10 protein-coding genes and 1 pseudogene are annotated in these 13607 nt (G+C 60.4%); 1 reads left to right on the forward strand and 10 read right to left on the reverse strand.

Annotated features, from left to right (window positions below):
- Positions 1–261: 261 nt before the first annotated feature.
- The 9 genes and pseudogenes from AC1RAC_RS02680 to AC1RAC_RS02720 form a co-directional block, all read right to left on the reverse strand.
- Positions 262–443 (reverse strand): annotated as a pseudogene (locus AC1RAC_RS02680) (peptide-methionine (S)-S-oxide reductase); the annotation flags it as partial.
- Positions 440–1360, reverse strand: coding sequence for a homocysteine S-methyltransferase family protein (locus AC1RAC_RS02685; RefSeq protein WP_492616114.1), 921 nt, complete (start codon positions 1358–1360; stop codon positions 440–442). The gene AC1RAC_RS02685 and the pseudogene AC1RAC_RS02680, both read right to left, overlap by 4 nt.
- On the reverse strand, positions 1357–2406 hold the full coding sequence (locus AC1RAC_RS02690; RefSeq protein WP_492616115.1) for an ABC transporter substrate-binding protein: 1050 nt from the start codon (positions 2404–2406) through the stop codon (positions 1357–1359). The genes AC1RAC_RS02685 and AC1RAC_RS02690 overlap by 4 nt, the downstream gene beginning before the upstream one ends.
- 14 nt (positions 2407–2420) lie before the next feature.
- Positions 2421–4481 (reverse strand): ATP-binding cassette domain-containing protein, encoded by a 2061-nt coding sequence (locus tag AC1RAC_RS02695; RefSeq protein WP_492616320.1) that lies wholly within the window; start codon positions 4479–4481, stop codon positions 2421–2423.
- Positions 4482–4940: 459 nt separating this feature from the next.
- Positions 4941–5816, reverse strand: coding sequence for an alpha/beta fold hydrolase (locus AC1RAC_RS02700; protein WP_492616116.1), 876 nt, complete (start codon positions 5814–5816; stop codon positions 4941–4943).
- Positions 5809–7455: a dipeptide ABC transporter ATP-binding protein gene (locus tag AC1RAC_RS02705; RefSeq protein ID WP_492616117.1), complete on the reverse strand. Its 1647-nt coding sequence runs from the start codon at positions 7453–7455 to the stop codon at positions 5809–5811. Before AC1RAC_RS02705 ends, AC1RAC_RS02700 begins: the two co-directional genes overlap by 8 nt.
- Positions 7452–8279 carry an ABC transporter permease gene (locus AC1RAC_RS02710; RefSeq protein WP_492616118.1) on the reverse strand — a complete coding sequence of 276 codons (828 nt, stop codon included), beginning with the start codon at positions 8277–8279 and terminating at the stop codon, positions 7452–7454. Before AC1RAC_RS02710 ends, AC1RAC_RS02705 begins: the two co-directional genes overlap by 4 nt.
- Positions 8279–9256, reverse strand: a complete 978-nt coding sequence (locus tag AC1RAC_RS02715) for an ABC transporter permease (RefSeq protein ID WP_492616119.1) — start codon at positions 9254–9256, stop codon at positions 8279–8281. Before AC1RAC_RS02715 ends, AC1RAC_RS02710 begins: the two co-directional genes overlap by 1 nt.
- A complete protein-coding gene (locus tag AC1RAC_RS02720) occupies positions 9253–10836 on the reverse strand; it encodes an ABC transporter substrate-binding protein (RefSeq protein WP_492616120.1) in 1584 nt (527 codons plus the stop codon). Before AC1RAC_RS02720 ends, AC1RAC_RS02715 begins: the two co-directional genes overlap by 4 nt.
- 317 nt (positions 10837–11153) lie before the next feature.
- On the opposite strand from AC1RAC_RS02720, the gene AC1RAC_RS02725 reads away from it, so the two are divergent.
- Entirely contained in the window at positions 11154–12494 is a 1341-nt protein-coding gene (locus AC1RAC_RS02725; RefSeq protein WP_492616121.1) for a tetratricopeptide repeat protein, read from the forward strand.
- A gap of 103 nt (positions 12495–12597) precedes the next feature.
- Here AC1RAC_RS02725 and AC1RAC_RS02730 read toward each other — a convergent pair whose 3' ends face one another.
- A complete protein-coding gene (locus tag AC1RAC_RS02730) occupies positions 12598–13590 on the reverse strand; it encodes a P1 family peptidase (protein WP_492616122.1) in 993 nt (330 codons plus the stop codon).
- Positions 13591–13607: the final 17 nt, after the last annotated feature.

A 13607-nucleotide genomic window follows, 5' to 3' on the forward strand; every position in this document is an offset into this window, starting at 1 on the left:
ACTCGCATTTGGCGTCAGCCCCATTGAAATCTAAGGGGTTTATTTTCTTGCCGAAGCAGGAAAAGACTCAATTCTGGACTTGTTTTTGGGGTGTTTTCAAGAGCGAAAAAAGGGGTAATTCCAAGCAAGGCTATTGGATTCTACCCAAAGCCAATCGGACGACGGATCATCAAGCCGGTGGTGTAAGTCCTTAGACCTTCGAAAGAGCCTCACCTTGATGCCGTAAAACGTCTCCGAGAGCAAGGGCGACTCAACATCCGCGCCCTGGCGATCCAATGAGGTTGGATCGCGCAGTGTCAAGAAATGTTCGATCAGACAGCGGTAGAAAATCACCCGCGTGTCGAGCACGCCCGGCAACGACCTGAATGCCGCTTCAGCCCCCAAAAACAGCCAGCACCGAATGTCGCCTGCTCAACAATTACGTCTTGGCGAAAATCAGTCATGCACCTACAACTGCTGCGTTTGGCAGCAGATGCGCATGCAACTGCGCAATATGTTCAGGCCCGATACCGCAGCATCCACCGACAATACTGGCACCCGCCGCTACCCAGGTTCTGGACCAGTGCAGGTAGGATTCAGGGCCCAGGTCGCGGCGAATCTCCAGCAGCGTGCTGTTGGCCTTTGCCTCGGTGCTGACAGGCGGAAACGCGTTTGCGTAAACCCCAAGCTCGATGCTTTGATCGAGGTGCAGAAGGACATGCCGCGCCACCGCCAGCGCCGCCGCCATGACTTCCGGCTGGCTGCAATTGAACAGCACCGCCCTCGCCCCCAATTCGACCGCTACATGTACCGCCTGGGCGACTGACTCCGAGGAACGCAATCGCGGTGGCTCGCCGGCTTCATCAAGCAGCGTGAACGACAGCCAAAGCGGCTTCGATTCTGCGCCAAGCGCCTCGACGACTGCCCGGACTTCAGCGATGGAACTCTGGGTTTCCGCCAGCCACACATCAACGTGCGCCTGCAATCCGGCGATGAGCTCGCGATGGATCACGACCGAACGTTGATGATCAAACAAGTCAGGTCGATAAGACCCGAGCGCCGGCGGCAACGATCCGGCCACCGTGACCGGTTCGGTGCTGCCGGCCGCCGCCTGACGAGCCAGGCGTCCGGCCCGTTCGGCCAGCGCACGGCCCTGCTCGGCAAAGCGCTCATCACCGATGTGAAACGGCACCACCGCGTAGCTGTTAGTGGTGACGATTCGCGCACCGGCCTCAATGAATGCCTGATGAGCCTGCAGCACATAGTCAGGCGCCTCGATCAACGCGAGGGCCGACCATTCAGGCTGGCGAAACGGTGCCCCGATACGCTGCAATTCGCGGCCCATGCCACCATCGAGCAAACGCAAGGACGCCTGGCTCATTGGATCGCGCTCACTTTCGGCGCCGAGGCGGCGAGCCATTGATCAACCGTGGCGCTGTTCGCCTGTACCCACGCCTTGGCCGCGACGTCCGCTGGCTGTTTTTCCTTTTCGATCTTCAGGATCAGCTCATTGAGTTGCGCAGGTTCGATCGCGACATTACGCAGGAACTCGGCAATTTTCGGTGCGCGTTTCTGCAAGACAGCGGAGGCCAGGATATGCACCTTGGCATCCGGGAAGGCGCAGGTGATCTGACTCTTGTTCAGCCAGTCCGGGTCGACGGTCGGACTGATGAATTTCCAGCAACCATCAGCCTTGTACAGCGGGTCATCTTTTTTGTTGTCCTGGGCGTAACCGTCGAATGCCGGCTCTTCCAGGCGACGCAGGTCAAAGGCCGAAAAGATCCAGTCCGGGGTGTAGGCATAGAACACCACGCCACGTTGCGCCTTGTACGCCGAGGCGAGTTTGGCGTAGGTCACCGAGGCTTCGGTGGACACCGACTCGAATTTATCGGCAAACCCGTAATCCTTGGCCTTGATCTGGCCGATGTAAGTCGACTCCCAGCCCGCCGGCCCCACCAGCAACTCCGCCTTACCGCCGCCCAGTGGCTCAAAGAGCTTGGCCACTTCAGGTTTTTTCAGGTCGTAGATGGATTTGACCCCGTACTTGTCCTGCAAATAACCGGGAATGTAAAACCCTTGTTCCCCCGCATACGGATGAGTGTTCGGCACCAATGACCGGGTGCCGCCCGTGACGTATTTAGCCCAGGCAGCCGACTGGTTAGGCAGCCAGATATCGGTCAGTACGTCGACCGAGCCGTCGCCTTTGGCGGCTGCGCTGAACAGCACAGCGACATCCCCGGCCAGATACGACACATCGCCATCCAGTCGGCTTTTGATTACCTCACCAAGGATGTGTTGAATGGCGATAGCCCCCGTCCAGTTCTGCTCGCCAATGACAATTTTGTCCTTGGCGAAGACGGTGGCCGGGAGAATCAAGGAGGCCAGCAATGCGGCCGCACCGAATGTACGCGACAGATGTGTCTTCACGATAAATCTCTCAGTTAGTTGTGCCGGTGGTCTTGCTTACGCAAGCTCGATTGAATGATTCGGTCAGGGATCAGTGCACACAGGACGATCGCCACGCCGGCAAGCACGCCTTCGCCGCCCTTGATGTTGCGCAGCGCCGTCATCACGTCATAACCCAGGCCGCCGGCGCCGATCAGGGCAGCGACCACCACCATCGACAAGCTCATGACGATGGTCTGGTTAATCCCCAATAACAGCGAGCGGCGAGCCAAGGGCAGCTGCACCTTGATCAGGGTTTGCCAAGGACTGGCTCCGTGTGCCACCGCCGCTTCGACAGCATCCTTCGCAACTTCCTGGATACCCAGCGACGTCAGACGAATCATCGGCGCCAGGGCGAAAATCACGGTCGCGATCACGGCGGGGGTCTTGCCGACAGAAAAGAACGCCACGGCAGGAATCAGGTACACAAACGTCGGCAGGGTCTGCATGACGTCCAGCAGGGGCGTAATCACCCGCCGTACAAGCGGACGCTTCGCCAGCAGGATGCCGGTGGGTACGCCAATGACCAGGGCAATCAGTACCGAAGAACCGACCAGCGCCAGCGTGGCAATGGTTCGCTCCCAAAAGCCAAACAGGCCGATGTACAACAAGGCTGCGCTGCTGGTCAGTGCCAGCGCCAAGCCAGCTGAACGCCACGCCAGAAACACCAGCGCCAGTGCCGAAACCGGCCATGGCAACCAACCTAGGAGGTTTTCAATGCCTTCGATGACGGTGCGAACGGCAACGATCACGCCGACGAATGCCCCCTCGAACGTCACCTGCGACCAGCCAATGAATTCATCAATGCTCTGTGCCGCCAGCAGCAAGGCCTGGCGATTGGCCGGGAACTGCAGCAGCACACTGGTGGCGTCAGGTGTGACAACGCGCCAGATCACCAATGCCTGACTGACCATCAGCACAGCCAAAGGCAGGCCCCAACCCGATACGTTGCGCAGCACAGGCTGGCGGCTCAACGAGAGCGCTGTGAAACGACTGGCCGCGAACACCATCACCGCCGACAGAATCGCCAGCCATGATGAACTGCCAATGCCCTGGGCCAGTGCCGCTAGCGCTGCGAGCTCAACGGCGAAGCCGAGCCAAAACAAACCGCCCTTGCCTCGCGCAGCAAGCGCTGCAGGCCCCAGCAACAATGCCTGCCACCCGCGCAAGCCGGGCTGGACGTGCGGCCCACGAGGAGCGATTTCGGGGGGCTGAAGGCCAACGCTGTCGACGCTGTGAAGGGGTGTATGGGTTGGATTGAAGTCCCGGAAAAAGTCGGCAACTTCGGCGTCAACCGGATGCTCGAGCAACTGTTTGGGCGTGCCCAATTGCACCAGCCGTCCTCGGCGTAGCACTGCGATGCGGTCAGCAAGGCGTATGGCTTCGGCCGGGTCATGCGTGACCAGCAATGTGCTGATACCGCGCTCACGCACCAGTGCCAGGAAATGACTTTGCAGATCGCGTCGAATGGTCGGATCCAGCGCACTGAACGGCTCGTCCATCAGTAGAATGTCGGGATCAGTCACCAATGCGCGTGCCAGGCCAACCCGTTGCTGCATGCCACCGGACAACTCATGGGGATAATGTTCGCCCCACCCCTCCAGACCTACCGCCTGCAACTGCAGAATAGCCGCAGCATGACGAATCGACTCGGGTTCACCACGCAATTCGAGGGGCAGCGCGACGTTGTCCAGCACCGTACGATGGGGCAACAGGCCAAAATGCTGAAACACCATCCCGATGCGGCGCGATCTCAAGTCGCGCAAAGCTTTGTGGCTCAAACCGCTGATGGTCTGCCCTTCGATCAAGACATCGCCACTCGAGGGCTCAATCAAGCGATTGATATGCCGCAGCAGCGTGGATTTCCCGCTTCCTGATGTGCCCATCAGGCACAGAACTTCACCGCGCCGCACCTTCAAACTGACATTGCTGACGGCCGGCAGCACTGACGAACCTTTGCGCAGATAGGCTTTGGTGACGTCTCGCAACTCAAGCACAACGTCGACCTCATTGGCGTGATCGCTGGAGGGTTGCGCACGCTGTTGAGATGAGTCGATCCGGGCAGTTGCCAAAGAGGTTTGAATAAGTGTCACAGGAGCTCCGGGCAAGCGACCCCTGGATGCGGGCAACGCGCTCGCCCCAGAGTAGAAAATTGGCTGAGCCTCAGGCCATGATCCGAACACCGTGTCCTGAAGCAAAAAAAGCGCCGCGCAGGGAGCGCAACGCTTTCCAGAGACATAAAGCTAATCGATCTTAAAAAGAACAAATAAATATCTTTTTGGAATTAACTTAAGCCTTCTCGCGCCGGCTATCTGCGTCTGATTATTAAAATAAAAATAACTAAAAGGTATCAATAAGTACAAAATATGAATTTATAGTTATAAAAGTGTCGGAGACCGCCTTTCTCGAGCATTGGGCTTTCGAAGGCGTGGCCGTGTTGTCGGCGAGCCGAGCAAACGCCTGGTCAGCGCCAACGGTGCATTTCTCAGCTGCGCGCTTTATCAACTTAAGCCAGCTCAACCGGACGAACCTGGACGCTGATCAAGTTTTTTCATCAGCCTCTGGAACGCCGCCAGCACCTGCGCAGGCCGCTCCAACATCAATTGATGACCACACCGCTCCAACACCTCAAAGCTACCCGTTGGCAGCTGTCGGGCGAGCGCTTCACCCCCACTGGAGGGCGTCAGCCCGTCGCTGTCTCCCGCTAACACATAAGTCGGCAACGTCAGTCGGGCCAGGGCATCGGCGTCGGGCCATTGGGCGTTTTGCAGTAGAGACTTGAACACATACAGACGATTGCGACGGGTCAGGTTTTCCTCGTAGGCCACCAGCCGGGGATCGGCTGCGGAGTGCCACGCACGTTGACGAAAGCCCTTGGCCAGCAACGGCCGCAGCAGCTCCAACACCCAGGCAGGCAGAGACATCAGACCACCACGGCTCAACGGGCGATGCAGTTGTGTGCCTAGCAACAGGGCGCCATCTATGGTCACCTGCGGCAACCTGCGTGGAAGCTCCAGCAAGGCACTCAACCCCAGTCCGGTACCAAAGGAATGTGCAACCAGGATATTCCGACGTGCAGCGTAGCGGCTCAGTATTTCCAGCTGATCTGCCACCAGTTCCGACCAGGCATAGGCCTGCGGCTGGCGCGGCTTTTCACTATCGCCGTGCCCCAACAGGTCCCACGCCACCAGGCTGTATCCCTGATCGGACAACGACTGCCATAACTCGCGCCATTGATCCTTGTGACCACCACCACCATGCCCGAAGAACAAGACTGTATCTGCCTGATGCGTGCCTGGTTGATAAGCGATGCTCAGGTACCGTCCTGGACGGATTTCCACCCGCTCGCCCCGCACCAGAGGTAAATCAGAAAATGCGTGTAAATCAGCCATGAGTGGGACAAGCCTCTTTGAATTCAAGGTTTTGAGGAGTGACTGTCGAAGGGAGGACGGTTCTGGAGAAACCACGCAATAAGGTCTGGGTATAAGCGTGTTGCGGATGGACCAGTAGCGTTGCCGCTTCCCCCTGCTCCACCACATGCCCGCCCTGCATCACGGCAATGCGATCACACAGTCTGGCGGCCACTCGCAAATCGTGGGTGATGAACACAATGCTCAGCTTGAGCCGACGTTGCAGGTCTTCAAGCAACTCGAGAATCTGTACCTGGATCAGCGCATCCAGAGCGGAAACGCATTCGTCCGCGATGAGTATTTTCGGCTCCACAGCCAAGGCACGGGCGATACCGATACGTTGGCGCTGGCCACCGGAGAACTCATGGGGATAGCGCTCGAACGCCGTGGCGGGTAGCCCAACCAACGCCAAAAATGAGCGCGCGCGCCGCTCGGCCTCGGCCTTTGAGTGCCCCTGTACCAGCGGGCCGGTCATGACGATACGACCGACGGTCTGGCGCGGATTGAGCGAGGCAAACGGGTCCTGGAAAATCATCTGCACATCGCTACGCAATGCTCGCAAACGCCCTTCGGAAAGCGCCGTTACATCCTGACCCAGCCATTGAATTTGACCACTGTCAGCACGTAGCAGCCGAACAAGGCAACGCCCCAGAGTGGATTTCCCCGAGCCTGACTCCCCAACAATGCCGAGGGTTTCACCCTCGCGCAGGGTCAACTGAACCTGCGCCAGGGCCTGGGTGGCACGCTTGCGCCACCAACCGCTGTTGCTGCGAAACACTTTATTGAGTTGCTCGGCCTTGAGCACCACACTCCCGTCCACCGTCGTGCGCGGGGCCCGAGGTTGCGCCGAGACCGCTGCCAGCAGTTGCTGGGTATAAAGCGCCTGAGGCTTGCGCAATACTTGATGGGCGCTGCCCTGCTCCACCAGTTGACCTTTTTCCAGCACCAGCACGCAGTCGGCAATTGCCTCGACCACGGCGAAATCATGGGTGATGAACAACAGCGACATGCCCTTGTCCTGTTGAATCTTGCGTAACAGATCGATGATCTGCGCCTGGGTGGTCACGTCCAGCGCCGAGGTGGGTTCGTCGGCGATCAGTAACGAGGGATCGAACGCCAACGCCATGGCGATGACCACGCGCTGACGCTGGCCACCGGAGAGCTCAAAGGGATAGACCAGGCGCAGGCGTTCAGGCTCGGGCAGGCCGACATAACCCAGCAACTCCACAACCCGTCGGCGACGCTCCTGGGCCGATTTCACCCCGTGGGCGCGCAGGGTTTCATCGATCTGCTCACCCACGCGCAGCAGCGGGTTCAGCGCGCTCATGGGCTCCTGGAACACCATGCTTATATCTCGCCCGCGCAGCTGGCGCATCGCGGTTTCACTGAGCTTCGCCAGGTCTTCATCACGAAACACCAGTCGCCCGCTTTCCACGCTCAGCGGCGTCGGTAACTGGCGCAACAATGCCTTGGCCAACATCGACTTGCCCGAGCCGGACTCGCCCACTACACATAGGCATTCGCCGCTGCGCAATTGCAGCGACAGGTCATACAGCGCGTGACTGCGGTCGGCACCGGCCGGCAAGGCGATACGCAGGTTTTCCACACTGAGCAACGTCATAGCGACCTCCCCGGTTCAAAGGCCACGCGCAGGCCTTCGCCCACCCGGTTCACCGCCAGCACGCACAGCACAATCGTCACCCCCGGCAAGAAACTCATCCACCAGGCATCCCGCAGCAGCCCACGGGACGCGTTGATCATGTAACCCCAGCTCATGGCCTCAGGGTCGCTCAGGCCGAGAAACGCTAACGCGGCTTCGGTGAGAACTGCAGTGGCCATCACAAAGGTCATGGTCACCAACAACGGCGCCAAGGCATTGGGCAGGATTTGTTGGCTGATGATGCCTAATGGCGATTGCCCCAGCACCCGCGCCGCCTGCACAAACTCACGTTGTCGCAGGGTAAGGAATTCGCTGCGCACTAGCCGCGCGACGCCCGGCCACGCTACCAGCGAAATCGCGAGCACGATGGAACCCAGGGACGGCTCCAGCACCGCCACCAGGATCACCGCCAACACTAACTGCGGAATGATCTGAAAGAACTCGGCTATCCGCATCAGCGCGCCGTCGAGCCATCCACCGAAATAACCGGCGACAGCGCCGACGAGCAGCCCCACCAGCAAGGTCGCCAGACTGGTCAACACCCCCACGGCCAGGGACACACGGGCGCCGTAGAGCAAGCCGCTGCCGAGGTCGCGGCCTAGCATATCGCTGCCCAGCCAGTGCGCCGAATCGTGGAACGGCGGTAGCATCGGCTGGGTGTTCATTTCCCAGGGCGAGCTACTGGTGAGCCACGGCGCGGCAGTCGCTAGTGCTGCTAACACCAGCAAAAACAACGCGCCGGCCAGCGCCGACGGCTGGTGAATAAAGCGTGTGAGCACCGCCATCAGCCCTGTCCTCCAGCGCCAATACGTGGGTCGAGCAAACGGCAAATCACATCGGTCAACACATTGAAGCCCACCACCAAAATCGAGATCACCAGAAAGCCGCCCATCAACACACCGTAGTCACGCTGGGCCAATGAGTCATACATCAAGCGGCCAATGCCAGGCCAGGAGTACACCACCTCCACCAGTAACGCACCGCTGGCCAGTTGGCCGAGTTGCAAACCAGCGAAAGTCACCACCGGCAGCAGTGCATTGCGCAACACATGTACATACAGAATCCGCCGTGGATACAGGCCTTTGGCGTGGGCAGTGCGCACGTATTCCTGACCAAGAGCATCGAGCACGGCGGCTCGGGTGAGGTGGATATACAGAGCCAGAAACAGCACGCTCAGGGATAGGCACGGCAACAACAGATGCCGCAGGCGATCCAGCAGCGAGAAGTCCCGGCCCACGGTCTCCATACCGAACGCCGGCAACCAATCCAGACTTACGGAGAACAGCAAAATCATCAGCATCGCCAGCCAGAACGGCGGCATCGCGTACAGCAACAAAGCACCATGGGCGATCACGCCGTCCAGCCAATGCTGCTTCTGCCGTGCCCGCGCCGCCAGCACACCCAAGGTCACGCCAAGCACGGAAGAAACCACAAAGGCCGAGCCCATCAATGCCAGCGTCGCCGGCAACCGCTCGGCGATCAGCGACCACACCGAGGTCTGGTTTCGGTAGGAATAACCCAGGTCCAGGTGGGCAATATTGCCCAGGTATATCAGCAACTGCTGGAGCAGCGGTTTATCCAGGCCCATGGTCTGGCGCAGCTGTTCGATAAACTGCACATCGTCCACTCCTGCCTCTCCGGCCAACAGCAATGCAGGATCGCCCGGCGCCAGTCGAATCAGCAGGAAACTCAGCACCAGCACCACCATCACCATCAGCAACGCCTTGACGAGCCGCCCGCTGAAATACAACACGCCGTTCATGGCGCCAGGGCCTCGAGGTACACGCTCTCGTAGTCCTCATTAAGGCTGGTAGCGGTCTGCAGCAGGTTTTTCACCTGTTTGTGAAACAGCGTCGGGTAACGCATTTCGAAGATCGGTGCGATGGGCAGGTCGGTGTTCAGCACGTTCTCCAGCTGGCTGTAGAGCTGTTTGCGCTCCGGGCCTTCCGGGGTATCGGCGACTTTCGCCCACAAGGCATCGGCCTCTGCGCTGTTGTAGCCGCTGACGTTGGCGAACGGCGAAGTTTTGAGTATGTAGTCAGAGCGGAACAGATAGGCGCTGGTCAGGTAGGGATCGCCGATCTGGAAGATAAAATTGTAGGTCAGGTCGAAGTCCCAGTCGCTCACGCGCTGGAACCAGGTCGCCGCGTCGGACGTCACCACCTGCACCTTGAAACCCAGGGGTTGCAAGGACTGCTTGGTGTATTCGGCCAGGCGCTCCCAGGCACCACCCTTCTCGCCATTGAGCAGGCGAATGCGCACCGCGCCGACATCCACGCCGGACTCGGCAATCAGCGCTTTGGCCTTTTTCACGTCATAGGCGTACTGCGGCAACTGGGGATCGTGGTAAGGCGAGCTGGACACAAACGGCCCCTGGGCGACCTTGCCCGAGCCGAAGAAGATGTTATCGACGATGAACTGTCGGTCCAGCGCATACAGGATCGCCTGGCGCACCTTGGGGTTGTTCAACGGTGGCTTGCGCGTGTTGATTTGCAGGAAGGCCAGACCCGAGTACAACTCCCAGCCCTTCTCCGACGACTGCACATCGGGCAAGGCGGTTAGGCGCTTAAGGTCTGAGTAATCCGCATCGCCGCTGCGCAGCACTTGCACGTCGTTACGCTCGAACGCGGCGGCACGCGAAGAGGCATCAGGAATGACGTGGAAGATGATGCTGTCGAGGTGCGGCAGGCCCTTTTTCCAGTAGTTGGGGTTCTTAGCCAGTTTGATATAGGCGCCTCGTTTCCACTCGACGAACACAAACGGCCCGGTACCCACCGGTTTTAGGTTATAGGGGTTGTTACGAAAGTCGGTGTTCTCGTAAAGGTGCTTCGGCACCACCGGGCGCAAGCCGCTGCCCAAGGCCGAAAGCAACGGTGCGAAAGGTTTCTTCAGGTGGAAGACCACCTGCAGCGTACCTTTGGCGGTGATGCTCTCGACGTACTCGGTGATGATACCGCCAAGGCGCTTGTCCACCTCGGGGTAGAAGGTCTGGAAGCTGAACACCACGTCATCGGCGGTGAACGCTGGACCGTCGTGCCAGTGCACGCCGTCCTGCAAGTCGAAGGTATAGGTGAGGCCGTCAGGGGAGATAGTCCAGGCTTTGGCCAATACCGGTTTGGGCGCAAGGTGTGTGTCGAAGGTGAGCAGGCCCTGGAGCACCTTGCCGCTCACGTATTGGGTCGACACATGGCTGACTACGCCGTGCATCAGCGAGGGCGGCTCCGGCTGGGCCACCAGGTTGAGCACCCCGCCCTCCTGGGGTTGCGCTTGAGCCTGTCCGGCCAACAACGTGGTGCACAGTGCCACGGACGTGAGGGCACGGCGGAAAGAGAATGAGCGCATGGAGTCTCCTCGAATTGAAAAATATAACGAGGGTTTTGCAAGCGTTGTGCCATGGCCGGTTGGGCGGGTATTGCTGGGGTTGGTGGTGATCGCGCTGATGAAAAAACCACAGAGCTGCGCCTGAGTGTGCAAAAAGCAGCAGCAAGGCATTTCAAATGTGGGAGGGGGCTTGCCCCCGATACCGGTCGGTCATCAATGAATGAGCCAACTGACACGCCGCTATCGGGGGCAAGCCCCCTCCCACAGAGGTTCATCGCTGGTCGATGGCACAAGGTTTGCCCCTGTAACCGTCATCTGAATAAACGAGCCTCGCCACTATGTCACTGGATTACCTGGGCAACCCCATCGACACCACCGACCCCACCACCCTCCAAGGGCTGGACGACTTCATAGGCGGCTTCCTCGGCTACCAGCCCCGTGCCGAACGCATCCTTGCCACCGCCGATGCCGATCCCGGCTCCGCGCTGGCCAATGCGTTTGCCGGCTTGCTGCTGATGTTCATCGAGTCGCCCGAGGGCCCGGCGCTGGCGGAAAAATACCACCAACGTGCGGCGCACGCCGCTCACCCGCGCGCCCATCTGTACCTTGGCGTGCTGCAAGCCTGGATCAAGGACGACCTCGATCAAGTCCTGCATTTGAGCGAAAACCTGCTCGACCGCTACCCCCGCGACCTGTTCGCCGCCAAGCTCAACCAGTACCTGGAATTCAACCGCGGCAACTGGCCCGCCCTGTTGCGCATCGGCCTAAAGGCCACCGCTGGCGCACCCGATATTGCCCACAGCCACGGTCTGCTGGCCTTCGCCTACGAGCAATGCCACCTGCTTGAAGAAGCCGAAGCCAGCGCGCTGCAAGCCTTGCGCCTGCAACCCTCGGAGCCTTGGGCCCAGCACGCCCTGGCCCATGTGATGCTGACCCAGGGACGTATCGAGGAAGGCACGGTATTCCTGGAAAGCGTGACCCATCACTGGGACGGTTTGAACTCGTTCATGTACACCCACAACTGGTGGCACCTGGCGTTGTTCTACCTGGCGCGGGGCGAGGATCAGCGCGTGCTGGAGATTTACGACCAACACGTGTGGGGCATTCTCCCGGAATACTCCCAGGACCAGGTCGGCGCCGTGTCCTTGCTCGCGCGATTGGAACTGGCCGGCATCGATGTGGGCGAGCGCTGGCAGACGCTGGCACCGTACCTGCAACGCCGGGTCTGCGATACGGTACAGCCGTTCCTGAGCGTGCAGTACCTGTATGGCTTGGCCCGGGCGGGCAAGCCGGAGGCGGATAGGTTGCTGGCGACGCTGCGGCAGTACAGCTTTGACGCACGGCCGGTGTGGGGCGAAGTGACCCTGCCGTTGGCGAAGGGCTTATTGGCCCATGCACGTGGCAACTGGCAACAGTCGCTGGCGCAACTGACGATCGCCCTTCCCCGGCTGAATGAGATTGGTGGCAGCCACGCACAGCGCGATCTGTTTGCGCTGGTGGAGCTGGATGCACGAGTGAAGGCCGGGGATTGGTTGGGGGCGCAGCAGACACTGGAATTGCGGCGCCGGTATGACGGGTGGGATGTGCCGACGAATCGGAGTTTGGTACGGGTGTATGAGGCGTTGAAGTTGCCGGAGCTGGCGGCAAAGGCACAGACGCGCCTATCACCTTTCACCTGAGCAGCAGGAGCCGGCTTGTCGGCGTTAGCGGTCTGTCAGTTAACACAGGCGCAGGCTAAACCGCCGCCGTCGCCGGCGAGCCGGTTCCTACAGTGGATAGTGGCTAGCCCCTGGCACTGAACACCCCTCTGGCGATCGCCCGCGCCACGCAATCCGCAGCCGCCGAGCCAATACAACCAATCTCCACCTGCCGCCGTGGGCCATCGGTCAACTCAACCGCCGCCGACGCCAAGGCAAATACAGTGTCCCCATCAAACGGCAAATGCGCCGGACGCACCGCACGGGCAATTCCGTCCTGAGCCATGATCGCCACGCGCTTGCACTCAGCCACAGTGAGCCGAGCGGTACTGGCGACCACCACCAGCGTCGTGTTGGCCCCGGCTTGCAGGCGGCCCATCGAATCCAGGCGTGACAACTCCGGCATCGGGTCGCTGCAGTCCATCTCGGCTTCAGGCCGCCGGGCACCGAATTCCCCCGCGACTTCCCAGGGCCAGGCCCAGAACGTTTTACCGTCGGGCATGTACACCGAGCCAATGGGGTTGGCGACGACCAGTGCGGCGACGATCAATCCGTCACCCAGGTCCAGCGAGGCGGTACCCAGCCCGCCTTTCAATACACCGGCCATGGCGCCACGGCCGGCGCCCAACGAGCCCAACTCGAAATCTTCTCCAGCATTGGCCAGCGCTTCAAAACCCAGGCGTCGGTAAGGCGGGTCCAGGCCCCAGTCCTTGTCGCCGCCGTTGGCCAGGTCGTGCAACACGGCGGCGGGCACTATGGGGATTGCCGGGGCGCCGGGTTTCAAGTGCAGGCCCACCTCGTCCTGAGACAGTTTTGCCGCCACGGCATCCGCCGCGCCCAGGCCGAACACCGAGCCGCCGGCGAAAACCAGAGCGTGGAGTTGGCCGACCATGTTTTCCGGCTCCAAGGCGGCGGTTTCACGCCCGCCAGGGCCACCGCCGCGAATGTCGATGCTGGCAGTCCAGAAACCTTTGGGGCGAATCACTGTGACGCCGGTGTCGACGCGCAGGTCCGTGGCGTGGCCGACCGTGAGGCCTGGGATATCGGTGAGGGCATTGCGCGGGCCGGGTCTAGGCATACAGAAATAGCTTCCTT

The sequence above is a fragment of the Pseudomonas sp. GW823-FHT02F05 genome, assembly GCF_058797315.1.

Excerpts from the sequence above, each read along its gene's own strand:
- AC1RAC_RS02685 (WP_492616114.1), bottom strand. The coding sequence starts at position 1,360 with ATGAGCCAGGCGTCCTTGCGTTTGCTCGATGGTGGCATGGGCCGCGAA.
- AC1RAC_RS02700 (WP_492616116.1), bottom strand. The coding sequence starts at position 5,816 with ATGGCTGATTTACACGCATTTTCTGATTTACCTCTGGTGCGGGGCGAG.
- AC1RAC_RS02705 (WP_492616117.1), bottom strand. The coding sequence starts at position 7,455 with ATGACGTTGCTCAGTGTGGAAAACCTGCGTATCGCCTTGCCGGCCGGT.
- AC1RAC_RS02710 (WP_492616118.1), bottom strand. The coding sequence starts at position 8,279 with ATGGCGGTGCTCACACGCTTTATTCACCAGCCGTCGGCGCTGGCCGGC.
- AC1RAC_RS02715 (WP_492616119.1), bottom strand. The coding sequence starts at position 9,256 with ATGAACGGCGTGTTGTATTTCAGCGGGCGGCTCGTCAAGGCGTTGCTG.
- AC1RAC_RS02720 (WP_492616120.1), bottom strand. The coding sequence starts at position 10,836 with ATGCGCTCATTCTCTTTCCGCCGTGCCCTCACGTCCGTGGCACTGTGC.
- AC1RAC_RS02725 (WP_492616121.1), top strand. The coding sequence starts at position 11,154 with ATGTCACTGGATTACCTGGGCAACCCCATCGACACCACCGACCCCACC.
- AC1RAC_RS02730 (WP_492616122.1), bottom strand. The coding sequence starts at position 13,590 with ATGCCTAGACCCGGCCCGCGCAATGCCCTCACCGATATCCCAGGCCTC.